This is a genomic window from Stenotrophomonas sp. JC08 (assembly GCF_052180205.1).
Classification (GTDB): domain Bacteria; phylum Pseudomonadota; class Gammaproteobacteria; order Xanthomonadales; family Xanthomonadaceae; genus Stenotrophomonas.
Map to the genome: position 1 here is coordinate 3,397,121 of NZ_CP197473.1, position 23,490 is coordinate 3,420,610.

Consider the following 23,490-nt stretch of genomic DNA (forward strand, 5'->3'; position numbering starts at 1 on the left):
CGGCGGCTCAAGGCCCGGCTGGTATAATTTCGCCGCAATCCCCTATTTCCCGTGCCCGGCGCCCACTGCCGGCACGACCTGCGGAGCCTATGGCAAGCGCAATGAGCGAAGAACAGAACACCCCGGCCAGCAATGGCAACTACGACGCCAACAGCATCACCGCCCTGGAAGGTCTGGAGGCGGTCCGCAAGCGTCCCGGCATGTACATCGGTGACGTCAATGACGGCACCGGTCTGCACCACATGGTGTTCGAGGTCGTTGACAACTCCATTGACGAAGCCCTCGCCGGCCACGCCGACAATGTCTCGGTGACGATCCACGCCGATGGCTCGGTGTCGGTCTCGGACAACGGTCGCGGCATCCCGGTTGGCAAGCACGAACAGATGAGCCAGAAGCTCGGCCGCGAGGTATCGGCGGCCGAGGTGGTGATGACGGTGCTGCACGCTGGCGGCAAGTTCGACGACAACAGCTACAAGGTTTCCGGCGGCCTGCACGGCGTCGGTGTCAGCGTGGTCAATGCCCTGTCGGAAAAGCTGCTGCTGGACATCTACCAGGGCGGCATCCACTACCAGCAGGAGTTCGGCGATGGCGCGGCCAAGGGCCCGCTGCAGAAGCTGGAGCCCACCACGCGGCGCGGCACTTCCCTGCGCTTCTGGCCGTCGGCGAAGGCCTTCAACGACAACATCGAGTTCCACTACGAGATCCTGGCCCGCCGCCTGCGTGAGCTCTCCTTCCTCAACTCGGGCGTCAAGATTTCCCTGAATGATGAGCGTGGTGAGGGCCGCCGCGACGATTACCACTACGAAGGCGGCATCAAGAGCTTCGTCGAGCATCTGGCGCAGTTGAAGACCCCGCTGCATCCGAACGTGATCTCGGTGGTTGGCGAACACAACGGCATCGTGGTCGACGTGGCGCTGCAGTGGACCGATTCCTACCAGGAAACGATGTACTGCTTCACCAACAACATCCCGCAGAAGGATGGCGGCACCCACCTGGCCGGTTTCCGCGGCGCGCTGACCCGTGTGCTGAGCAATTACATCGAGCAGAACGGCATCGCCAAGCAGGCCAAGATCAGCCTGACCGGCGATGACATGCGCGAAGGCATGATCGCGGTGCTGTCGGTGAAGGTGCCCGACCCGAGCTTCTCCAGCCAGACCAAGGAAAAGCTGGTCAGCTCGGACGTGCGCCCGGCAGTGGAAAACGCCTTCGGCCAGCGTCTGGAAGCCTTCCTGCAGGAGAACCCGAACGAGGCCAAGGCCATCGCCGGCAAGATCGTCGATGCCGCCCGCGCCCGCGAGGCCGCGCGCAAGGCCCGCGACCTGACCCGCCGCAAGGGCGCGCTGGATATCGCCGGCCTGCCGGGCAAGCTGGCCGACTGCCAGGAAAAAGACCCGGCGCTGTCGGAACTGTTCATCGTCGAGGGTGACTCGGCCGGTGGCTCGGCCAAGCAGGGCCGCAATCGCAAGAACCAGGCGGTGCTGCCGTTGCGTGGCAAAATCCTCAACGTGGAACGTGCGCGCTTCGACCGCATGCTGGCCTCCGATCAGGTCGGTACGCTGATCACCGCGCTGGGTACCGGCATCGGCCGCGACGAATACAACCCGGACAAGCTGCGTTACCACAAGATCATCATCATGACCGACGCCGACGTCGACGGCGCACACATCCGCACGCTGCTGCTGACGTTCTTCTACCGGCAGATGCCGGAACTGATCGAGCGTGGTTACGTCTACATCGGCCTGCCGCCGCTGTACAAGATCAAGCAGGGCAAGTCCGAGCTGTACCTGAAGGACGATCCGGCCCTGGACGCCTATCTGGCCAACAACGCGGTGGAAAACGCCGCACTGATCCCGGCCAACGGCGAGCCGCCGATCGAAGGCGTGGCGCTGGAAAGCCTGTTGATGGCCTACGCCGCCGCGCAGGACGCGATCGAGCGCAATGCTCACCGTTACGACCGCAGCCTGCTGGAGGCACTGGTCGATTTCACCCCGATGGATCTGGAACACCTGCGCAATCCGGCCGACGGCGAAGGGCTGGATGCGCTGGCCGCCCGCCTGAACCAGGGCAGCATCGGTACCCCGCGCTACACACTGGAGTTGCAGGAGCCGACCGAACAGCGTCCGGCCGCGGTGCTGGTCACCCGCCGCCACATGGGCGAAGAGCTGATCCAGGTGCTGCCGCTGGCCGCATTTGAATCCGGCGAGCTGCGGGCACTGCACAAGGCCTCGCAACTGCTGCACGGGCTGGTGCGCGAAGGTGCCACCATCAACCGGGGCAACCGCAGCAGCCAGATCACCGGTTTCGCCCAGGCCCAGGCCTGGTTGATGGAAGAAGCCAGGAAGGGCCGCCAGATCCAGCGCTTCAAGGGCCTGGGTGAAATGAATCCTGAACAGCTGTGGGATACCACGGTGAACCCGGATACACGCCGGCTGTTGCAGGTGCGCATCGAGGATGCGGTGGAAGCCGACCAGATCTTCAGCACCCTGATGGGGGACGTGGTCGAGCCGCGCCGCGATTTCATCGAGGACAACGCGCTGAAGGCGATGAACCTGGATATCTGATCCAGCGCATGTGACTGCGGGCGCGCATGGTTGCGTCGCCCGCCTTCCTGCCCGGCAAAGGAACGAGATGTCCGCCCTGCCCCCGCTTCCCTCCTCTCCCGATGCGTCTTCCACCGGTCCACAGAGGGGATCGCCGGTCGGGGGTTTCTTCCTTGACCTGCTGATCGGCGCGGCCACCCTGCTGGGACTGAGCCTGCTGTGCAGCCTGGCGTGGGGCCTGTGGCGCGCATTCCATATGGGCCTTGACGCCGCCCGTACGGGTGCCGCGCCACCGGCGGCGGCCGACATGGCGCACTTGCTGGGACAACCCGGCGCCTTGACCCAGCTGCTGATCGCGCTGGTTTCCACCGGCGGTGCCGCCCTGCTGCTGTACTTCTGGCGGCGCCCGGCCAACGCGCTGGAAAGAACGAGTTCGCTGCAGGCACTGCGGCGCGCAAGCACCTGGGGATGGACGTTGCTGGTAGCGGCCTGCGTCTTTGCCGGAACCAGCCTGATCGGCTGGGCGGCCCGGCAGCTCGGGATCGAACCGCTGCCGACCAACCTGCCGTTGATGGAACAGGCGCTGGCGAATTTCCCGGTGTTCCTGGTGGTATTCGCGGTGGTGCTGGCGCCGGCCTATGAGGAGCTGCTGTTCCGCCGGGTGCTGTTCGGACGCCTCAGCGCCGCCGGCCGGCCCGTGCTGGGCCTTGTTCTGAGCAGCGCCGCCTTCGCGTTGATGCATGAGATTCCCGGTAGCAGCGCCAACGGCCCGGCGGAAATCCTCCAGCTATGGTTGATCTATGGCGGTATGGGGGCCGCATTCGCGTGGCTCTACCGCCGCACCGGCACGTTGTGGGCCGCCATTGCCGCGCACGGCATCAACAACGCCATCGCGCTGACAGCCCTGGTGCTGTCCGGCACGCCGTAGTCCAGCGACGGATTGACGGAAAATTAAGTCTTATGGCCGCACACTGCGCCCATGAACCAAGGGGGACTGCCGTGAAGCCGCTCATCGCCACCATTGTTATTGCCGCATTGCTCAGCGCCTGTGCGACCACCACGTCGCCGACCGGGCGGCGCCAGGTCGTCGGCGGTGTCTCCCAGCAGCAGCTGGACCAGCTCGGTGCGCAGGCGTTTGCAGAAATCAAGGGCAAGCAGCCACTCAGCCGTGACAGTGTCCAGAACAGCTACGTGCAATGTGTGGTCAATGCGCTGGTCGCCCAGCTTCCCCAACAGTACCGTGGCGTACGTTGGGAGGCGGCGTTGTTTGTGGACAAGGAGCCCAATGCGTTCGCGTTGCCGGGCGGCAAGGTCGGCGTCAACACCGGCATCTTCAGCGTGGCGAAAAACCAGGACCAGTTGGCGGCGGTAATCGGCCATGAGATCGGCCATGTGATCTCGCGCCACCACGAAGAGCGCCTGACCCGCCAGCAGAACACCCAGCTCGGCCTCGGCATTCTCGGCGCGCTTGCCGGTGCCGCCTACGGCGAAGGCGCGGCCAGCACGGTCAACCAGATCGGCGGCATGGGCGCGCAGGGGCTGATCCTGCTGCCGGGTTCGCGCACCCAGGAAAGTGAAGCGGACGTGGTGGGCCAGCGGCTGATGGCCGAGGCCGGCTTCGATCCGGCGCAGGCGGCGAACCTGTGGCAGAACATGATGGCTGCCAGTGGCAACCGTTCACCGGAGTGGCTGTCCACCCACCCCGACCCGGCCAACCGCATCAGCGAACTGCAGCGCGATGTGCCCGCACTGCAGCCTGTTTTCCAGCAGGCCCGGCAAGCCGGACGGACCCCGCGTTGCGGCTGAGCGATGGCATCCCGGCGACTGCGGGCCACCGGATTGATGCGCTACAGCATCGGAAGTGATTTCTCCGCCAATTCTTTTCTGGTACGTTTGCCGGCTCTGCATTTTTTCAACGCGTCTGTTTCCAGTACCGCCGCGGCGGTTTCATCGAGGTAAACCATGATTTCCCACAACCCCAAGAAAGCGCTGCTTTCCGTTCTGGTTGCCACCGTGCTCGGTGGCGTGGTGGTTGCCGATGCTTTCGCCCAGGCGCGTTCTTCCGATCGCAACGAGCGTCGCGGCAAGAGCAGTGCGAAGGCCGAGGTGCTGTTCCCGGAGGCCACCCGTACCGAACCCGGCGGCAAGCCGTCCTCGAAGATGGGCAGCAAGCTGCAGAAGCTGTTCGCCGCCTACAACAAGGACGACTACGAGCAGACCCGTGCGCTGGCCGATGAGATCATCGCCGCCGACAACGCCAACGATTACGACAAGGCCGTGGCCAACCAGCTGGCCTCGCAGGCGGCCTACAACCTGGATGACAACGCCGCCGCCAAGCAGTACCTGCAGCAGGCGGTCGCGCTGAACCAGCTGGACAACAACGGCCACTACCAGGCGTTGCTGATGCTGGCCCAGCTGCAGCTGCAGGACGACCAGTACGCCGAAGGCCTGTCCAACATCGACAAGTACTTCGCCGAGTCCAAGTCGAACAAGCCCGAGGAACTGATCATCAAGGGCCAGGCCCTGTACCAGTCCGAGAAGTACGCCGAGGCGATCCCGGTGCTGAAGGCGGCCATCGCCGCCTCGCCCGAGCCGAAGGACAACTGGAATCAGTTGCTGATGGCCGCTTACGCCGAGGCCGGCCAGACCGGCGAGGCGGTGAAGGAAGCCGAGGCGCTGGCTGCCCGCAATCCGGATGACAAGAAGACCCAACTGAATCTGGCCAGCATGTACATGCAGGCCGACGACATGGACAAGGCTGCCGCGGTGATGGACAAACTGCGTGCGGCTGGATTGCTCACCGAAGAGCGCGAGTACAAGCAGCTGTACTCGATCTATGCCAACACCGATAACAAGGAACAGGACGTCATTGCGGTGATCAACGAGGGCCTGTCCAAGGGCATCCTCAAGCCGGACTATCAGGTTTACCTGGCACTGGCGCAGTCCTACTACTACACCGAGCAGGTGTCGCAGGCGATCGACGCATGGAAGAAGGCCGCCCCGCTGTCACCCAACGGTGAGACGTATCTGAATCTGGCACGTGTGCTGCATGGCGAGGGGCGTATCCCCGAAGCGAAACAGGCCGCCCGTGACGCCTTGGCCAAGGGGGTGAAAAACCCCGCCGATGCAAACAGAATCATCAATCTGAAGTAAGTAGGAATAACGCCTGAACGGCTGCACATCTGATGCGCAGCCGGTCAGGATTGGTATAAGCTTGGAGGTTCCTGCGGTGTCATGCACCGCTGAATCAGGGCGGGCAGATCAACGCCTTCCCGACCCCACTACAGAGCTCTTGGCGCATGACGGAACAACTGGTCTTCCACCACAGGTATGACGACGAGAAAGAGAAGGGTCTGAGCTGGCCCCGCATCGTCGGTATCGCATTTGTAATCGCCCTCCACCTTGCAGCCCTGATGATGCTTCTGATTCCTGCCGTGGCCCCGAAGGCCGCTGCGGAAAAAGAACGCAACGTCATGGTGACGCTGGTCGACGCCCCGCCGCCACCGCCGCCGCCACCGCCGCCGCCGCCGCCGCAGGACATCCCGCCGCCGCCGGTCAAGAACCTGGCTCCGCCGAAGCCGTCGCCGCTGCCGCCGCCGCCGGAAGCCCCGGTGGTCGACGTGCCGGAACCGCGTCCCAATGACGTGGTGACGCCGCCGGCTCCGCCAGCGCCGCCGGCTCCGCCGGTCGACATCCAGGCCAGCGTGGACATCTCGTCCAAGAACATGAACCCGCCGCGTTACCCGCCGGCCGCTTTCCGTGCCGGTATCCAGGGCGAGGTCATCCTGATCATTGATGTCGATGCCAACGGCAACGTCACCAATGTGTCCGTCGAGAAGTCCAGTCGCAACCGCGATCTCGACCGAGCTGCAATGGAAGCGGCGCGCAAGTGGAAGTTCAATCCCGCCCAGAGCGGTGGAACGAAGGCAGCTGGTCGCGTCCGCGTCCCGGTCAACTTTGCGCTGAGCTGATCCATGTGGCGGCCGGCGCGGCCGCCACCGGAACAGGTCACTTTAGCTACACCCTTTAACACCACACACAACAAAGGTAAGCGTCATGCTGCAGGAAATTTTCATCGCCGCTGCTGCCGGGGGCAACGCAAACAACGCCCTCTCGCAAATGGGTTTCGAGCACTTGCTCCACGAAATGACTTCCCAGCCGGGTGAGTTCGCCGTTTCGTGGGTGGTGCTGCTGACCCTGGTGTTCATGTCGGCCATGTCCTGGTACTGGACCGTCATCAACATCTTCCGCAGCACCCGTCTGAAGTCCGCCGCCGCACGTGTGCCGGGCCTGTTCTGGGATGCACCGAACGCACAGGACGCCATCCGTGCGATGGAAGAACAGCCGGCTTCCGAGCCGTTCTCCAAGATCGCCCTGGATGCTGCCCAGGCGGCCGCCCACCACCAGCAGGCCGGTACTTCCGAAACGCTGAGCCGCTCGGAGTTCGTTGATCGTGCCCTGCGTCAGGCGGTGACCCGTGAATCCAACAACCTGCAGGGTGGCATGATCCTGCTGGCCACCGTCGGTGCGACCGCCCCGTTCGTGGGTCTGCTGGGTACCGTGTGGGGCATCTACGGCGCGCTGATCAAGATCGGTGCCACCGGTTCGGCCTCGATCGACGCCGTTGCCGGCCCGGTGGGTGAAGCCCTGATCATGACCGCGATCGGTCTGTTCGTGGCTATCCCGGCCGTGTTCGCCTTCAACTTCTTCAGCAAGATCAACAGCGCGACCGTCAGCAAGTTCGACACCTTCGCGCACGATCTGCACGACTTCTTCGCCACCGGTTCGCGCGTTCGCTGATCCGGCAAGCCAAGCAGTCCTCGCAACGATATAGACGGAGCCCGTTATGGCTTTCAGTAGTGACAACAGCAGCGGCCCGATGGCCGACATCAACGTCACCCCCCTCGTGGACGTGATGCTGGTACTGCTGATCATCTTCATCATCACGGCTCCCCTGATGTCCCACAAGGTCCAGGTCGAGCTGCCGCAGGCCAATCTGAATATCAATTCAGAGGATGCCGAGAAGCGTTCGAGCCCGATCACGGTAGCAGTCAAGGAAGACGGCTCGATCTACTGGAACGATGAAGAGGTCTCCAAGGAGACCTTGGAATCGCGCTTCGCGACCGCGGCACAGCAGACGCCGCAGCCGCCGCTCAACTTGCGTGGTGACAGGACCACCAAGATGAAAGTGATCAACGAAGTGACCAAGATCGCGCAGGGCCAGGGCATGCTGGACGTCGGTTTCGTTGCCACCAAAGAAAAGGGGCAATAAGCCATGTCTTTCAGTAGTGGTGGAAACAAGGGCCCCATGGCCGACATCAACGTCACGCCCCTCGTGGACGTGATGCTGGTGCTGCTGATCATCTTCATCGTGACCGCGCCGATCATGACGTATCCGATCGCCGTGGACCTGCCGCAGCGGGTCATCAACCCGCCGCCGCAGCTGAAGGAACCGCCGCCGCCGATCGACCTGCGGGTGGACGCGAGCAACCAAGTCTACTGGAACAACAGTCCGGTAAACGTGTCCGAGCTGCAGCAGCGGATGGAAGAGGAAGTGCAGAAGGATCCGACCAACCAGCCGGAGCTTCGTATCGACGCCAATCCGGATTCGGAGTACGAGGTCATGGCCAAGATTCTGGCCCAGGCCAAGAACGCCCGGATGATCAAGATCGGTTTCGTGCAGTGACGTAACGCTCAAGTCATGACGCGACTGGAAAACGCCCCTGAGCAATCGGGGGCGTTTTTTTTTATGTGGACAAAGACGTCCGTCGATTCGCGTCGACGGCGCGGGCGGAGCCGCTGTCCGGAGCAGGATCGATCAGGCTTCGGTTGCAGCGGGGATCAGCGCTACCTGTGGATCACATGCCGCTGCTTCAGGCGTCGTGCGGCCGCGCTGCGGCGATCGTGGCCAGATAGCCGCCGATCGTGTCTTCCAGGCCTTCGTACAGCGCTTCGCTGATCAGCGCGTGGCCGATGGAGACCTCCAGCACATCCGGCACCGCGTCGAGGAAGGTGCCCAGATTGTCCTGGGACAGGTCATGGCCGGCGTTGACCCCCAGACCGGCGGCCTGGGCGCGGCGTGCGGCATCACTGAACAGCGCCAGCGTCGCCGGCAGGTCACCTTCGACAAAGGCTTCGGCATAGGGGCCGGTATAGAGCTCGACACGGTCGGCGCCCAGCGCCGCGGCCTGCGCGATCTCCGGATTGCCGGCATCCACGAACAGGCTCACCCGACAGCCGTACTGCTTGAGGGTGGCGATCAGCGGTCGCAGGCGTTCGCCATCGCGGCTGAAATCGATGCCGTGATCGGACGTCAGCTGGCCGTCGCCGTCCGGCACCAGCGTGGCCTGCGCGGGACGGGTCTGCTCGCACAGCGCCAGCAATCCGGGATAGCCGGGCCGGGGCGGCGCGAACGGGTTGCCTTCAATATTGAATTCGACGCCGTGCTGGCGGGTCAGTTCGGACAGGGCATAGACATCATCGGCGCGGATGTGGCGCTGGTCCGGACGCGGATGCACGGTGATGCCGTGCGCACCGGCGCGTAGGCAGGTCATGGCCGCGCGCACCACATCCGGATCACCGCCACCGCGGGAGTTGCGCAGCACGGCGATCTTGTTGACGTTGACACTGAGCTGGGTCATGACGGCGACTGCTCCCGGGAATGGTCCGGAGCCGCTGCGGCGCCGGTACGGTACTTCTCGCGCAGTGCCTGCAGCTCGGCCGGATACAGGGCGCGCGGAGTGTCGGAGATGACGCCGCCGACGCGGGCGATGTACAGGCCCCGCACCCACAACAGCATGAACACCAGCGCCGCCAGCAGCGCCAGCGCAAGCAGCCAGGTCTGCGTGGTGGAAATGGCGAGCAGGAACGCCATCAGCGCGAGCAGCAGGAACAACCAGTACATGATGACCTCCCCATCCAGCAGTGAAGTGTAACGGCGTCGGCGGCCGGGGTTCCACGTCGGCCGCCGACGCTTCAAAGCAACGGCGAGGCCAGCCGTGCAAAGGCTTCCGGAAGGCGGTGGCGCCACAGTGAGCGCACCCGGTCCGGTTTCACCTCGGTCGCCCGTTCGAACTCGGCACGAAGGATGGCATCCAGCTGCCGTGTCAGTGTGAGATCGGTATACATCATCGACAGCTCGAAGTTCAGCCGGAAACTTCGGTGGTCGAAATTGGCGGTGCCGACGATGCAGGTGTCGTCATCGGCGATGAAAGCCTTGCTGTGCAGCATGCGCGGACCGTATTCGTAGATGCGTACCCCCGCTTCCAACAGCTCGTTGAAGTAGGAGCGCGCGGCCAGGGTGACCAGCCACGAGTCACTCTGCCGGGGCACCAGCAGGCGCGTGTCCAGCCCGCCCAGGGCCGCCGAGGTCAGCGCCATCCGCGCGGCCTCGCCGGGGACGAAGTACGGGGTGACCAGCCAGACCCGCTGTCGGGCCTCGTGGATGGCACCCACGTGCAGACGGTGGATGGGCTCCCATGCCGAGTCAGGCCCGGAGATCAGGACCTGCGCATTGATGCTCCCCTCGGCGCGCGCCGGCACGCTGGTGGGGAACAGGTCGGCCTGTTCGAAACGCGTATTGTCCTGGCCGGTGGCATAGATCCAGTCTTCCAGGAACACCAGTTGCAGGTTGCGCACCACGTGGCCGCGGATACGCATGTGCAGGTCGCGGTAGGCATCGGCATTGCGGCTTTCGTCTTCGGCATCGGTGATATTGATGCCACCGGTGAAGGCGATTTCGCCATCGACGATGACCAGCTTGCGGTGCGTGCGCAGGTTCAGCCAGGGGCGTTTGAACGGCTTGAGCAGTTGCTGGGGATGGAACCACGCGACCTCGCCGCCGGCGTCCAGCAACGGCTGCAGGAATCGCCGCTTGATCTTCGATGAACCTACCGCGTCGAGCAGCAGCCGTACCTTGATCCCGTCACGGGCGCGCGCGACCAGCGCATCACGCAACGCGGTGCCGGCATGGTCGGGTTCGAAGATGTAGTACTCCAGGTTCACATGGCGCCGGGCAGCGGCGATGGCTGCCAGGATCGCCGCATAGGTGGCCGCGCCGTCCACCAGCCAGTCCACCCCGGTTGCAGTGCTGGGTGCCAGGCCAGTGGTGGCCTGCCCTACCCGGGTCAGCTCGTCGCAGTGCCCGTCCGCCGGGCACACGAGGCTGTAGGTGCTCATGCCTTCACGTGAACGGCCGCGGCGCAGACGCTGGCGGGTGATCTTCTGCGGGCCGAACAGGTAGAACACCAGCAGGCCGATGTACGGCAGCGCGGCCAGCGACAGCAGCCAGCTCAGCGTCGCCACCGGCTCGCGTTTCTGCAGCACGATGTAGCAGGCCAGCAGCAGCAGGTAGACCACGTAGGTGATCACCAGTGCTTCGGTCAGCCAGACCATGGAGGACAGGGACGTCCACAGGGAATCGAGGGTGTCGCGCATGGGGCGATTCTAGCCACGCTCCAGGCACGGGGTGTGCCGGGTGCGCTTTGTCACCTTGCTGAATCACCCGATCGCGACAGATGCGACGGCAGCGCGCTAGCGTAGGCGCATGCACACACCGCCCCCGATCAAAGGCCGCGGCAGCAGCAGCCACCTGCCCGGCCGTTTCGAAACCCTGACCACCGAAGCGGTCGATGACGGCTGGGCGGAGGACGCGAGCGAGGAGTTCGCCGCACCACGCCTGCGTACCGACGTGCGTGCGGAAACCGCGCGCAGCATCATCAGCCGCAACAGTTCGCCGGATGTGGGTTTCAACCAGTCGGTCAACCCTTACCGGGGCTGCGAGCACGGGTGTTCCTACTGCTTTGCCCGACCCACCCACGCCTATCTCAACCTGTCACCGGGTCTGGATTTCGAAACCAGGATTTTCGCCAAGACCAATGCTGCCGAGCTGCTGCGCAAGGAACTGGCCCGGCCCGGCTACGTGCCGCAGCCGATCGCGCTGGGCATCAATACCGATGCCTACCAGCCGATCGAGCGCAAGCTGGGGATTACCCGCCAGTTGATCGAAGTGATGGCCGAAACCCGGCATCCGTTCTCGCTGATCACCAAGAACGCACTGGTCGAACGCGACCTCGACCTGCTGGCGCCACTGGCCGCGCAGCAGCTGGTGAGCGTGCACTTCTCGGTGACCTCGCTGGATCCGCATCTGTCGGCCAAACTCGAACCGCGCGCCTCGGCCCCACACGCACGATTGCGGGCGATGCGACGGCTGGCCGAGGCCGGCATTCCGGTAGGGGTGATGGTGGCGCCGGTGATTCCATGGATCAACGACGCCGAACTGGAATCGGTGCTGGAAGCCGCGCGCGAGGCCGGCGCGAGCAGCGCCGGCTATGTGCTGCTGCGGCTGCCATATGAAGTGGCGCCACTGTTCCGCGACTGGTTGCACGCACACCATCCACAGCGTGCCGAGCATGTGATGAGCACCGTCAACCAGCTGCGCGGCGGCAAGGACTACGACAGCCGCTTCGGCAAGCGCATGCGCGGCGAAGGGGCCTATGCCGACCTGCTGGCCAACCGTTTCAAACTCGCCAGCAAACGGCTGGGTTTCAATGCCTCGCGCCAGCAGTGGCCATGGCTGGATTGCAGCAAGTTCATCGCCCCCCTGCCGCCGAAGAAGCCGTCGCCGCAGGGGGAACTGTTCTGATCCATGGCGCTTTTTCCAGGGCGGGCTTGGCTGTCACCCAGATAATCCGGAGGTGGCGCTCAATTGCACCACTGGGTCTCGCAGGGGACACCATCACCATCGCCATCCATCTGGGTGGACGGGCAATTCCGGATGAACCAGGTAGCCTCCGCGCATGAGGTCATCTGCGAGCAATGGGTGCGCCCATCACAGCGATAGCGGGGCGTGGATTGCGGGGAGGGACGGGCGTTGTCCGTGCTGTCCGTTGCTGTCATTGCAGATGTCGCCGACAGCAAGGGGGTCAGGCGTGGCAGCAGTAGAGTGACGGCGATGATGACAACCAGTGCGCCAGCCATCCAAGACAGGATCGGAAATAAGCGCTTGGGCTGCCTGGAACGGGCCGTCCCGGATGTGGCCTTGGGTTGCAGTGCCGCCGTGCGCTGCACGTTGATGCCTCGAGGCTTCTCGGCGGAGGTGTCGATCTCGAACGAAATCAACTCACCGACGCAGGGGGCCGGTCCGCCGCGTGGAAATGCCGAGATATGGATGAACAATTCGGAATCTTTGCCGGCAGGACGGACAAAGCCGAAGCCGCGCGCTTCGTTCCAGCGTACGACCGTACCATGAGTGCGCATTGGACGTGTCCCTGTCATTGCGGTTGATGTGGCTGCACGCGGTGGGCGCATGTCGACGCCATTCTATCCATGCACACGCAGTCCGCATGCGGGAGATGGCCCGCATGCGGATGACAGCCCTGGCTGGAGCCTGCTTCAGGCGCTCTTGGCGTCGAATTCGCTGTGGTAGCGGGTGGCTTCGGCCACTTCGTTGCGGCTGCCGAGGAACACCGGCACGCGCTGGTGCAGCTGCTCCGGGGCGATGTCGAGGATGCGCTGGCGGCCATTGGTGGCGGCACCGCCGGCCTGCTCGACCAGCATCGCCATCGGGTTGGCCTCGTACATCAGGCGCAGCTTGCCGGCCTTGGACGGGTCCTTCCTGTCCCACGGGTAGATGAAGATGCCGCCGCGGGTGAGCAGGCGGTGCACGTCGGCCACCATCGAGGCGATCCAGCGCATATTGAAGTTCTTGCCGCGGCTGCCTTCCTTGCCGGCCAGCAGGTCGGCCACGTACTCCTGCATCGGCGCTTCCCAGTGGCGCTGGTTGGACATGTTGATGGCGAACTCCTGGGTATCGGCCGGGATCTGCATGTCGCGCCGGGTCAGCACGAACTCGCCGGTCTCCCGGTCCAAGGTGAAGGCATGGGTGCCATGGCCCAGGGTCAGCACCAGCATGGTGCTCGGTCCGTAGATGCAGTAGCCGGCGGCGACCTGCTCGGTGCCGGCCTGCAGGAAGTGCTCATCCCCAGGCTTATCCACACCCTTGGGCGCGCGCAGCACCGAGAAAATGGTGCCGACGGAGACGTTCACATCGATGTTGGAGCTGCCATCGAGCGGATCGAACAGCAGCAGGAAATCACCGTGGGGATATTCGGCCGGCATCGGCTGGCTGTGGTCCATTTCCTCCGAGGCGCAGGCCGCCAGATGGCCGCCCCAGGCGTTGGCTTCAAGCAGGATGTCGTTGGAAATCACGTCCAGCTTCTTCTGCGCCTCGCCCTGCACGTTGCCGGTGCCGGCATCTCCGAGCACGCCGCCCAGCGCGCCCTTGCTCACCGCGATCGAGATGCTGGTGCAGGCCCGTGCCACCACCGCCACCAGCTGGCGCAGGTTGGCGCTGATGCGCTGGGCATGCTGTTCTTCGATCAGGAAGCGGGTCAACGATGTACGGGACATGGACGGCAACTGCCTTGGGGGAAAATGGGACCGCTATTGTCATGGCTGGGCCGGTTTTTTTCGAGCCTCGGTCAAATTCTGACGTTGGCAGGACAAGGGGGACAGCGCGCCACCCTCGCCTCTCGCCTGCAACGCCGGCTGCGGATAACGATGCAGGGCCGGCGCCGCGGGCATTGGCTTTATCCACAGGCTCCGTACCATGCAGGACCTTGCCGGGAGATCACGATGGATTGGAACCAGGTCACGCACGGTCTGTTGACCGCCTTGGGCATCGGCCTGCTGGTCGGCGCGGTGCGCGAGCGCCAGCACGGTGGGCAGCACAGTCTGCAGGCGGGCGTGCGCACCCACACGCTGACGGCGTTGCTGGGCGCTGCGGCGCTGCTGCTGGGTCAGGCGGTGTTCGTGGCGGCGCTGCTGGCGGTGGCGGTACTGGCGTGGACCAGCTACCGCATCACCGCCCGCCAGGACCCGGGTCTGACCGGCGAGATCGCGCTGTTGACCACGGTGCTGCTGGGCGGTCTGTCCTTGCAGCAACCGGCATTGGCCGCGGCGCTGGGCGTGGTGGTGGCGATCCTGTTGTGGGCCAAGGCGCCGCTGGCACGGCTGAGCCGTGAATGGATCAGCGACGGGGAAATGCGCGATGCGCTGCTGCTGGCCGCCTGTGCGCTGGTGGTGCTGCCCCTGTTGCCGGATACCGCGGTGGATCCGTGGGGCGTGCTGGTGCCGTCCAAGCTGTGGCAGATCGTGGTGCTGGTGATGGCCGTGGGCATGCTCGGGCATGTCGCGCTGCGGGCAGTGGGCGCGCGCCGGGGATTGCCGGTGGCCGGTTTCTTCTCCGGTTTCGCCTCCTCCACCGCGGCGGTGGCCGGCTTCGGCCGCAGCAGCCGTGCCGCGCCGGCGCTGGTGCTGCCGTCGGTGGCCGCGGCGCTGCTGGCCAATCTGGCGTCGTTGCTGCTGTTTGCGGCGGTCATCGGCACCAGTTCGATCGAGCTGCTGCGCGCCACCGCCTGGCCACTGCTGGCGGCGGCGCTGGCACTGCTGGCCGGTTCGGCGCTGGGCCTGCGGCATGTGGCCGATGAAACGGTACCGCAGGGGCCGGCGCGCAGCGCCTTCCAGCTGCGTCATGCGCTGATGATCGCGCTGGCCATTGCGGTTGTGCTGCTGCTGTCGGAGGGATTGCGGCAACTGTTCGGGCAGGCCGGCGCACTCACCGGCGCCACCCTTGCCGCGTTGGCCGAGCTGCACGCGGCGGCGGCCAGTATCGCCGCGCTCACCGCCTCAGGCGGGCTGGAGCTGGAGCAGGCACGCTGGGGCGTGGTGGCGTTGCTGGCTTCGGCATCACTGTCCAAGTCGGTGCTTGCCTTCGCCAGTGGCGGGGCGCGTTACGGCGCGGGGGTCGCCATCGGCCTGGCGGCGATGGTGCTGTCCGCGGTGCTGGTGACCTGGGGCGTGACCGTCTGACGGGTGCGTCTTCCGTAGCGGCCACAAAAAAGCCCGGGCAGGCCCGGGCTATTCCATGCAACAGCTGGCGTCGATCAGCTGCGGCTGACCGCGCACACCGCCTTGGCCACGTAGTCCAGGTTCTTCTGGCTCAGCGCGGCCACGCAGATGCGGCCGGTGCCGACGGCGTAGATGCCGTACTCGTCACGCAGCGTATCCACCTGGGCGCGGCTCAGGCCGGAATAGGAGAACATGCCGGCCTGCTGCTGGATGAAGCGGTATTGCGGCGCACCCTTCTCGGCCAGCTTGGCCACCAGCTCGGCGCGCAGGCGGTGGATGCGGTTGCGCATCTGGCCCAGCTCTTCTTCCCACATCGCGCGCAGCTCGGTGCTGCCGAGCACGCCGGCGACCAGTGCGGCACCGTGGGTGGACGGGCTGGAATAGATGGTGCGGATGATGCGCTTGATGTGCGACTGCACCGCCTTGGTCTGCCCGGCGGTGGCGGCCACCACCGACAACCCGCCTACGCGCTCGCCATACAGCGAGAACGACTTGGAGTAGGAGTTGGCGACGATGAAGCTGTCGATGCCGGCCTCGGCGACGATGCGCACGGCCACGCCGTCCTCGGCGATGCCCTTGTCGAAGCCCTGGTAGGCCATGTCGATGAACGGGAACAGCTGGCGTTCCTTCAGCAGCGCGGCGACCTGCTTCCACTGCGCTTCGGTCAGGTCCGCACCGGTCGGGTTGTGGCAGCAGGCGTGCAGCAGGACGGTGGTGCCCGGCTCCAGCTTGGCCAGGTCGGCGAGCATGCCGTCGAAATCCAGGCCGTGGCTGGCGGCGTCGAAATAGGTGTAGTCGACGACCTTGAAACCGGCGGCGGTGAACACCGCTCGGTGGTTTTCCCAGCTCGGGTTGGAGATGGCCACGGTGGCGTGCGGCAGGGTGTGGGCCAGCAGCTCGGCGCCCACGCGCAGTGCGCCGGAACCGCCCACGGTCTGGGTGGTAGCGACGCGGCCGGCAGCGACCAGTTCCGACTCCTTGCCGAACACCAGCTCGCGGGTGGCGCTGGTGTAGGTGGCCAGGCCGTCGATGGGCAGGTAGCCGCGCGGCTTGGCGTCGGCGGCCAGCTGCTGCTCGATCTGTTTGACGGCGCGCAGCAGCGGGATACGGCCTTCTTCGTCGTAGTAGATGCCCACCCCAAGGTTGACCTTGGTCGGACGGTTGTCAGCGTTGTATGCCTCGGTCAGACCCAGAATCGGGTCGCCTGGAACCTGTTCCACGTTTGCAAAGAAGGACACGGCGATACTCGTATCAAGTGGTGGGAGGGGATGCCTGGCGCGAACGTTCGCGGCGCACAGAACCGCATCATCCTAACAGGGCGGGAAGCCTGTGGCCGCAGGCGTTTCAGCTGGAACTTCGGGGCCGGACCGCTGCCGTTGCCACGCGGTATCGGCGATCATTGCGCGATGACAGCATATAAGCGGTTTTTCGTGCTGCCCGCGCTGCTGCTGGCCTTGCCCGGCACGCTGCAGGCGGCCTCGCCGCAGACCCTGGACCGGGTGCAGGTGGAAGCGGCGCGGGTCCACGCGGTGGAGGCGTTCGACCTGCCCGCGTCGTTGACCACGGTGACGGCGCTGGAAGACGCCAATGGCCGCGGCGCGTTGGTGTCCGAGGTGCTGGCCGGCGTGCCGGGTCTGCTGCTGCGCGAGCGGCAGAACTTCGCCCAGGACACGCAGCTGTCGATCCGCGGCTTCGGCGCGCGCTCCACCTTCGGTGTGCGCGGCGTGCGCCTGCTGGTGGACGGGGTGCCGGCGACGATGCCCGACGGTCAGGGCCAGCTGGCGCATTTCAACCTGCTCGGCGCCGAACGCATCGAGGTGCTGCGCGGGCCGTTCTCGGCGCTGCACGGCAACTCTTCCGGCGGCGTGCTGCAGCTGTGGAGTGGCGACGGCCAGGCCGGTGATCCGTGGCGGCTGCGCAGCAGCGTCGGCAGCCATGCCAGTTCCAGCACCGGTGTGCAGCTCAAGGGCCAGGCCGCGGCGATGCGCTACAACGTGGCCGCCAACCACTTCCGTACCGCGGGCTGGCGTGAGCACAGCGCCGCCCGGCGCGAATCGCTCAACGCCCGGCTGGGATTCGATCTGGCCGCCGGGCAGCGGCTGGATCTGTTGTTCAACGTTTTCGACGCACCGCAGGCACAGGACCCGCTGGGCCTGGATCGCGAGCAGGTCCGCCGCAACCCGCGTCAGGCCACGGCCGTGGCACGGCAGTACAACACCCGCAAATCGGTGGCGCAGCAGCAGGCCGGCGCGGTCTACACACTCCAGCGCGAGCAGCAGACCTGGCGGCTGATGGGCTATGCCGGGCAGCGCGCCGTCGAGCAGTTCCTGGCGATCCCGCCGGGGCCGCAGAACAGCCCGCTGCACTCGGGCGGGGTGATCGATCTGGACAGCGGCTACGGCGGCGTGGACGCGCGCTGGGCCTGGCACGGCACACTGGCCGGGCAACCGCTGGAACTGGTGTTCGGTGCCAATGCCGACCGCCAGCGCCAGCATCGCAGCGGTTATGAGAACTTCGTCGGCAGCACGCTGGGGATCAAGGGCCGGTTGCGCCGCGACCAGCGGGACCGGGTCGAAAACATCGACCGGTTCGCGCAGGCCTGGTGGCAGTTCAGCCCACGCGCCTCGGTGCTGCTGGGTGCGCGCCACAGCCAAGTGCGGTTCCGCTCCGAGGATCGCTACGTCACCGCTGCCAATCCCGATGACAGCGGCCGTCGCGACTACGCGGCGACCACGCCGGTGGCCGGGCTGGTGTTCCATGCCAATGACAACCTGCGGCTGTACGCCTCGGCCGGGCGCGGTTTCGAGACGCCGACCTTCAACGAGCTCGGCTACCGTGCCGATGGCGGTGCCGGGCTGGCGCTGGATCTGGCTGCGGCCACCAGCCGCAATTACGAGTTCGGCGGCAAGTGGCGATCACAGAGCGGTGCGCGGTTGGAGCTGGCGCTGTTCCGCGCCGACAGCGACAACGAGCTGGCGGTGGTGGTGAATGCCGGGGGCCGCAGCAGCTATCGCAATATCGGCGCCACCCGCCGCCAGGGCGTGGAGCTGGAGTGGCGGCAGCCCATCGGTGCCGCGCAGGAGCTGCAGCTGGCCTGGACCTGGTTGCAGGCCACGGTGCGCGAAGGTTATCTGACCTGCACCGGGCTGCCCGCCCCCTGCCTGCGACCGGGCAATCCGGTGGCGGCGGGCACGCGCCTGCCGGGCGTGCCGCAGCAGCAGGGGTTCGCGCGCTGGCAATGGCAGCCGGGGCCTTGGCAGTGGGCGGCCGAAGCGGTGGCCGCCAGCGCGGTCGGGGTCAACGATCTGGGCGATGCCCGGGCGCCCGGCTATGCCCTGTTGAACCTGGAACTGGCGCGGCACTGGAACACCGCCCGCGGCCAGCTGCGCGCGTTCGCACGGCTGGACAATGTGCTGGACCGGCGTTACATCGGCTCGGTGATCGTCAACGACGGCAACCGCCGTTACTGCGAGCCCGGCCCGGACCGCAGCGTTACCCTGGGCCTGCAGTGGCAATGGGCCCGCTGAACCGGCCGCCGATCCCGCGTACGGCCAGTCGCATGGATTGCGCGGCGGGCGCGTAGAGTCGCTTTCTTCTTCGGTTGCAGGGTTGCGGTGGTGGAATTACAGCAGGGGTTCGTCCTGACCCGGCATTGGCGCGATACCCCGGCCGGCACCGAGGTCAGCTTCTGGCTGGCCACCGATGACGGCCCGCGGCAGATCCGCCTGCCGCCGCAGGCCTCGGTGCTGTTCATTCCCGAAGCGCAGCGACTGGCGGCCACGGCGCTGTTGAAGAACGAGCGCGGCATCGAACTGCGCCCGTTGCCACTGCGCGATTTCCAGCATCGGCCGGTGCTGGGGCTTTACACCCGCCAGCACCGGCAGTTGATGGCGCTGGAAAAGCGCCTGCGCAAGGCCGGCATCGATGTCTACGAAGCCGATATCCGCCCGCCCGAGCGCTACCTGATGGAGCGCTTCATCACCGCTCCGGTGTGGTTTGGCGGTACCCCGGACGCGGACGGCGGCTTGCGCCAGGCGCGGATGAAGCCCGCCCCGGACTATCGCCCGACACTGAAGCTGGCATCGCTGGATATCGAGACCACCGCCACCGGCGAGCTGTACTCCATTGCCCTGGAAGGTTGCGGCCAGCGGCAGGTGTACATGCTCGGCCCGCCCAACCGCAGCGCGGAGGTCGACTTCAACCTCGACTACTGCAATACCCGCGCGCAGCTGCTGGAAGCGCTCAACCAGTGGCTGGCACGGCATGACCCCGATGCGATCATCGGCTGGAACCTGGTGCAGTTCGACCTGCGCGTGCTGCATGAGCAGGCGCGCCGGCTGGGTGTGCCGCTGCGGCTGGGGCGCGGCGGCGATGTGATGGGCTGGCGCGAACATGGCAGCCGCAACCACTACTTCGCCGAGGCGGCGGGGCGGCTGATCATCGACGGTATCGAGGCGCTGCGCTCGGCCACGTGGAGCTTTGAATCCTTCAGTCTGGAAAGCGTGGCGCAGAGCCTGCTTGGCGAGGGCAAGGACATCACCACGCCGTACCAGCGCATGGACGAGATCAACCGCATGTTCGCCGAGGACAAACCGGCGCTGGCGCGCTACAACCTGCGCGACTGCGAACTGGTCACGCGCATCTTCGCCAAGACCGGATTGCTGGACTTCCTGCTGGAACGGGCCAGCGTCACCGGCCTGCCGACCGATCGCAGCGGCGGCTCTGTGGCCGCGTTCACCCATCTGTACCTGCCGCCGATGCACCGGCTGGGGTTTGTCGCGCCCAATCTCGGCGACAGGCCGCCCGAAGCCAGCCCCGGCGGTTTCGTCATGGATTCCCGTCCGGGCCTGTACGAATCGGTGCTGGTGCTGGACTACAAGAGCCTGTATCCGTCGATCATCCGCAGTTTCCTGATCGACCCGGTGGGCCTGATCGAAGGCCTGCGCCAGCCCGATGACAGCCAGTCGGTGGAAGGCTTTCGTGGCGCGCGTTTCTCCCGCAGCCGGCACTACCTGCCGGCCATCGTCGCGCGCATTTCCGAGAACCGCGAGGCGGCCAAGCGCGCGCGCAACGCGGCGTTGTCGCAGGCGCTGAAAATCATCATGAACGCCTTCTACGGCGTGCTCGGCTCCAGCGGCTGCCGCTTCTTCGACACGCGGCTGGCGTCGTCGATCACGCTGCGCGGGCACCAGATCATGCGCCAGACCCGTGAGCTGGTCGAAGCCACGGGCTATGCGGTGATCTATGGCGATACCGACTCCACCTTCGTCTGGCTCGGCGGTGCCCACAGCCGCGAGCAGGCCGATCGCATCGGCCAGGAACTGGTGCGGCACGTCAACGACTGGTGGCGCACGCATCTGCGCGACCACTTCGGCCTGCACAGCGCGCTGGAGCTGCAGTACGAAACCCACTTCAGCCGCTTCCTGATGCCGACCATCCGCGGCACCGAGGAAGGCAGCAAGAAGCGCTATGCCGGGCTGGCGATACGCGCCGACGGCAGCGAGGAGATGGTCTACAAGGGGCTGGAAACCGTGCGCAGCGACTGGTCGCCGCTGGCCCGGCAGTTCCAGCAGGGGCTGTACCAGCGCATCTTCCGGCGCCAGCCGCACCGCGACTATGTGCGCGACTACGTGCGCCGCACCCTCGGCGGCGAGCTGGACGAGCTGCTGGTCTACCGCAAGCGCCTGCGCCGGCAACTGCACGACTACCAGCGCAACGTGCCACCGCATGTGCGCGCCGCGCGTCTGGCCGACGACTACAACGACCGCATGGGCCGCCCGCGCCAGTACCAGCGCGGCGGCTGGATCAGCTACGTGATCACCGTCAACGGCCCGGAGCCGCTGGAAGTGCGGCAGTCACCACTCGACTACGAGCACTACCTCAGCCGCCAGCTGCAGCCGGTCGCCGATGCGATCCTGCCATTCGTGCAGGACGATTTCGGCACGCTGGTCGAGCGCCAGCCCGGGCTGTTCTGACGTGGAGCGTGCAGATTCCTGCCGCGTCCGCGTCACCGGAAGCGCCCAGCGGCGATCCGGCGGGAAATCGATGCCGGTTGCCACGTACGCGTCCCGTGGCGGGAAGGTTGAAGGCGACGTGGCGATGCCGGCAACCACGCAGTCACGCAAAGCTATGAAGGCGGCATCAGCCCGGGGCGTTCAGGGATGATCCACCGGCCAGTCCGCTCGTACCGGTGACGCACCCGGCGATGCGCCTGCCATCCCACCGCACATCGTCTGGTGGAGCGGGCGATCTCCCGCCCCACCGCATCGTGGGCCTCAGCCTGCCAGCACCGCCGCTTCCCGCGCCAGCTGTTCGATCCGGGCCCAGTCACGCGTGCGCAGCAGCTCGCCGGTGGTCAGCCACGAACCACCCACGCACAGCACATTGGGCAGGTGCAGGAACTGCGGTGCAGTCTGCGCGCTGATGCCGCCGGTCGGGCAGAAGCGCACATCGCCGAACGGCCCGTTCCAGGCCGACAGCATCGCCGCGCCGCCGGCCTGTACCGCCGGGAAGAATTTGAAGGTGTCCAGGCCGTGCTCCAGCCCGCGCATCAGCTCCGAGGACGTGGCCACGCCGGGCAGGAACGGCAGGTCGACATCGCGCGCGGCCGCATACAGCCGCTCGGTGGCGCCGGGCGAGACCGCAAAGCGCCCGCCCACGGCCTTGAGCTGCTGCAGCTGTGTTGCATCGAGCACGGTGCCGGCACCGATCACCGCGTCCGGCACGGCCTCGACCATCGCCTTGATCGCTTCCATCGCGCGCGGCGTGCGCAGCGTCACTTCGATCACTGGCAGGCCGCCGCGGAACAGAGCGTTGGCCACCTGCACCGCGTCGTCGATGTCGTCAGGGGTGAACACCGGGATCACCGGGGCCAGTTTCAGGACTGCGCGCACGCGCGGATCAGCGCCGGACATCGAACTTTCCTTCGCCCACCAGGGCCATCACGTCGGCCACGCCGACCGGGTTGAAATCACCGGGAATGGAGTGCTTCAGGCAACCGGCGGCCAGGCCGAAGCGGATCGTGGCCTCGCTGTCGAAGCCTTCGATCAGGCCGTGCAGCACGCCGGCAGCGAACGCGTCACCGCCGCCGATGCGGTCGACGATGCCGGTCAGCTCCTCTTCCGGTGCCACCGCGCGGGTGCCATCGCGGCCGAGCAGCATCGCCCCCAGCGCATGCCGGTCGACACTGTGCGCGGTGCGCTGGGTGCAGGCCATGTACTGCAGGCGCGGGAAGGCGGCAAACGCCATCGCCGCGGCCGCGTCCACGCGCGCCTGCGCGTCGGCCTGCGGGAACTCGCCGCCCAGCACCACGCCGATGTCGCGGTAGTCGGCGAACACGATATGCGCGCAGTCGAACAGGTCGCGCAGGATCGCCTGGGCGTCGCCCCCCCAGCGTTCCCACAGCTTGGGCCGGAAGTTGCCGTCGAAGGACACCTTGATGCCCAGCGCCACCGCCGCGCGCGCGGCGTCCAGCGTGGCCTGGGCGGCCTCCGGGCCAAGCGCCGGGCTGACCCCGGACAGGTGCAGCCATTGCGCGCCGTGCAGCAGCGCCGGCCAGTCGTAGCTGTCGGCAGTGGCATTGGCGAAGGCCGAATCGGCACGGTCGTAGACCACTTCACTGGGCCGGTGGCCGGCGCCGGTGGTCAGGAAATACAGGCCCATGCGGCCGTCGCTGCGGCGCACGCGCGCGGTGTCCACGCCATGGCGGCGGAGCTCGCCGGTTACCGCCGCGCCCAGCGGGTTGTCGGCGACCACGCCGACCATCGCCACCTGGTGGCCGAAATGCGCCAGCGACACGCCGACATTGGCCTCGGCACCGCCGCAATGCACGTCCAGGGTGGGGCTCTGCAGCAGCAGCTGGTTGCCGGGGGCGCCGAGCCGCAACAGCAGCTCGCCAAAGCAGACAACACGGGGGAAACTCATCAGGTACTCCTGCACGGGTCGGTGTACGAATGATGGCATGGATATTTGACCATCGGTGTCATATGGGATTCTGTCCCGCCTGTCCTGTCCCCGACTGCCTGCCCGGTTGCCTGCGGAC

Annotated in this window: 20 protein-coding genes; 12 read left to right on the forward strand and 8 right to left on the reverse strand. The window is 66.3% G+C overall.

Annotation, left to right across the window (positions count from 1 at the left end; all coding sequences use genetic code 11):
• Positions 1-101: 101 nt before the first annotated feature.
• From gyrB to ACSBPQ_RS15670, 8 genes are all read left to right on the forward strand, one after another.
• Positions 102-2,561: a DNA topoisomerase (ATP-hydrolyzing) subunit B gene (gyrB, locus tag ACSBPQ_RS15635; RefSeq protein ID WP_442682981.1), complete on the forward strand. Its 2,460-nt coding sequence runs from the start codon at positions 102-104 to the stop codon at positions 2,559-2,561.
• Between the two features lie 67 nt (positions 2,562-2,628).
• Complete coding sequence (locus ACSBPQ_RS15640) at positions 2,629-3,468, forward strand: CPBP family intramembrane glutamic endopeptidase (protein ID WP_442682982.1); 840 nt, start codon at positions 2,629-2,631, stop codon at positions 3,466-3,468.
• Between the two features lie 71 nt (positions 3,469-3,539).
• Positions 3,540-4,346, forward strand: a complete 807-nt coding sequence (locus ACSBPQ_RS15645; RefSeq protein WP_442682983.1) for a M48 family metallopeptidase — start codon at positions 3,540-3,542, stop codon at positions 4,344-4,346.
• A 156-nt stretch (positions 4,347-4,502) separates the two neighbouring features.
• Complete coding sequence (locus tag ACSBPQ_RS15650; protein WP_442682984.1) at positions 4,503-5,693, forward strand: tetratricopeptide repeat protein; 1,191 nt, start codon at positions 4,503-4,505, stop codon at positions 5,691-5,693.
• Positions 5,694-5,839: 146 nt separating this feature from the next.
• Entirely contained in the window at positions 5,840-6,511 is a 672-nt protein-coding gene (locus ACSBPQ_RS15655) for an energy transducer TonB (RefSeq protein WP_442682985.1), read from the forward strand.
• An 85-nt stretch (positions 6,512-6,596) separates the two neighbouring features.
• Positions 6,597-7,340, forward strand: a complete 744-nt coding sequence (gene exbB, locus ACSBPQ_RS15660) for a TonB-system energizer ExbB (protein WP_442682986.1) — start codon at positions 6,597-6,599, stop codon at positions 7,338-7,340.
• Positions 7,341-7,386: 46 nt separating this feature from the next.
• The gene (locus ACSBPQ_RS15665; RefSeq protein ID WP_442682987.1) at positions 7,387-7,812 is read left to right on the forward strand and encodes an ExbD/TolR family protein; all 426 of its coding nucleotides are present in this window, start codon (positions 7,387-7,389) and stop codon (positions 7,810-7,812) included.
• A gap of 3 nt (positions 7,813-7,815) precedes the next feature.
• Positions 7,816-8,226 (forward strand): ExbD/TolR family protein, encoded by a 411-nt coding sequence (locus tag ACSBPQ_RS15670; protein ID WP_442682988.1) that lies wholly within the window; start codon positions 7,816-7,818, stop codon positions 8,224-8,226.
• Between the two features lie 187 nt (positions 8,227-8,413).
• Here the strand turns inward: ACSBPQ_RS15670 and ACSBPQ_RS15675 are convergent, their stop codons facing one another.
• The 3 genes from ACSBPQ_RS15675 to cls all read right to left on the reverse strand — a co-directional run bounded on the left by ACSBPQ_RS15675 (position 8,414) and on the right by cls (position 10,976).
• Positions 8,414-9,181: a pyridoxine 5'-phosphate synthase gene (locus ACSBPQ_RS15675; protein ID WP_442682989.1), complete on the reverse strand. Its 768-nt coding sequence runs from the start codon at positions 9,179-9,181 to the stop codon at positions 8,414-8,416.
• On the reverse strand, positions 9,178-9,444 hold the full coding sequence (locus ACSBPQ_RS15680) for a hypothetical protein (protein ID WP_442682990.1): 267 nt from the start codon (positions 9,442-9,444) through the stop codon (positions 9,178-9,180). The genes ACSBPQ_RS15675 and ACSBPQ_RS15680 overlap by 4 nt, the downstream gene beginning before the upstream one ends.
• 71 nt (positions 9,445-9,515) lie before the next feature.
• Entirely contained in the window at positions 9,516-10,976 is a 1,461-nt protein-coding gene (gene cls, locus ACSBPQ_RS15685) for a cardiolipin synthase (protein WP_442682991.1), read from the reverse strand.
• Between the two features lie 109 nt (positions 10,977-11,085).
• Here cls and ACSBPQ_RS15690 point away from each other — a divergent pair, with 109 nt between their 5' ends.
• On the forward strand, positions 11,086-12,183 hold the full coding sequence (locus ACSBPQ_RS15690) for a PA0069 family radical SAM protein (protein WP_442682992.1): 1,098 nt from the start codon (positions 11,086-11,088) through the stop codon (positions 12,181-12,183).
• A gap of 59 nt (positions 12,184-12,242) precedes the next feature.
• Here ACSBPQ_RS15690 and ACSBPQ_RS15695 read toward each other — a convergent pair whose 3' ends face one another.
• Together ACSBPQ_RS15695 and ACSBPQ_RS15700 are read right to left on the reverse strand one after the other, a co-directional pair.
• Complete coding sequence (locus tag ACSBPQ_RS15695; RefSeq protein ID WP_442682993.1) at positions 12,243-12,797, reverse strand: excalibur calcium-binding domain-containing protein; 555 nt, start codon at positions 12,795-12,797, stop codon at positions 12,243-12,245.
• Between the two features lie 135 nt (positions 12,798-12,932).
• Positions 12,933-13,949, reverse strand: a complete 1,017-nt coding sequence (locus ACSBPQ_RS15700) for a class 1 fructose-bisphosphatase (protein WP_442682994.1) — start codon at positions 13,947-13,949, stop codon at positions 12,933-12,935.
• A 225-nt stretch (positions 13,950-14,174) separates the two neighbouring features.
• On the opposite strand from ACSBPQ_RS15700, the gene ACSBPQ_RS15705 reads away from it, so the two are divergent.
• On the forward strand, positions 14,175-15,410 hold the full coding sequence (locus ACSBPQ_RS15705) for a DUF4010 domain-containing protein (protein WP_442682995.1): 1,236 nt from the start codon (positions 14,175-14,177) through the stop codon (positions 15,408-15,410).
• Between the two features lie 74 nt (positions 15,411-15,484).
• Here the strand turns inward: ACSBPQ_RS15705 and ACSBPQ_RS15710 are convergent, their stop codons facing one another.
• Entirely contained in the window at positions 15,485-16,687 is a 1,203-nt protein-coding gene (locus ACSBPQ_RS15710; protein ID WP_442682996.1) for an amino acid aminotransferase, read from the reverse strand.
• Positions 16,688-16,855: 168 nt separating this feature from the next.
• On the opposite strand from ACSBPQ_RS15710, the gene ACSBPQ_RS15715 reads away from it, so the two are divergent.
• Positions 16,856-18,976: a TonB-dependent receptor family protein gene (locus tag ACSBPQ_RS15715; RefSeq protein ID WP_442682997.1), complete on the forward strand. Its 2,121-nt coding sequence runs from the start codon at positions 16,856-16,858 to the stop codon at positions 18,974-18,976.
• A 90-nt stretch (positions 18,977-19,066) separates the two neighbouring features.
• Entirely contained in the window at positions 19,067-21,424 is a 2,358-nt protein-coding gene (locus ACSBPQ_RS15720) for a DNA polymerase II (protein ID WP_442682998.1), read from the forward strand.
• A 300-nt stretch (positions 21,425-21,724) separates the two neighbouring features.
• Here ACSBPQ_RS15720 and eda read toward each other — a convergent pair whose 3' ends face one another.
• Both eda and ACSBPQ_RS15730 read right to left on the reverse strand, forming a co-directional pair.
• Entirely contained in the window at positions 21,725-22,363 is a 639-nt protein-coding gene (gene eda, locus ACSBPQ_RS15725) for a bifunctional 4-hydroxy-2-oxoglutarate aldolase/2-dehydro-3-deoxy-phosphogluconate aldolase (RefSeq protein ID WP_442682999.1), read from the reverse strand.
• Positions 22,350-23,372, reverse strand: coding sequence for a sugar kinase (locus ACSBPQ_RS15730; protein WP_442683000.1), 1,023 nt, complete (start codon positions 23,370-23,372; stop codon positions 22,350-22,352). The genes eda and ACSBPQ_RS15730 overlap by 14 nt, the downstream gene beginning before the upstream one ends.
• Positions 23,373-23,490: the final 118 nt, after the last annotated feature.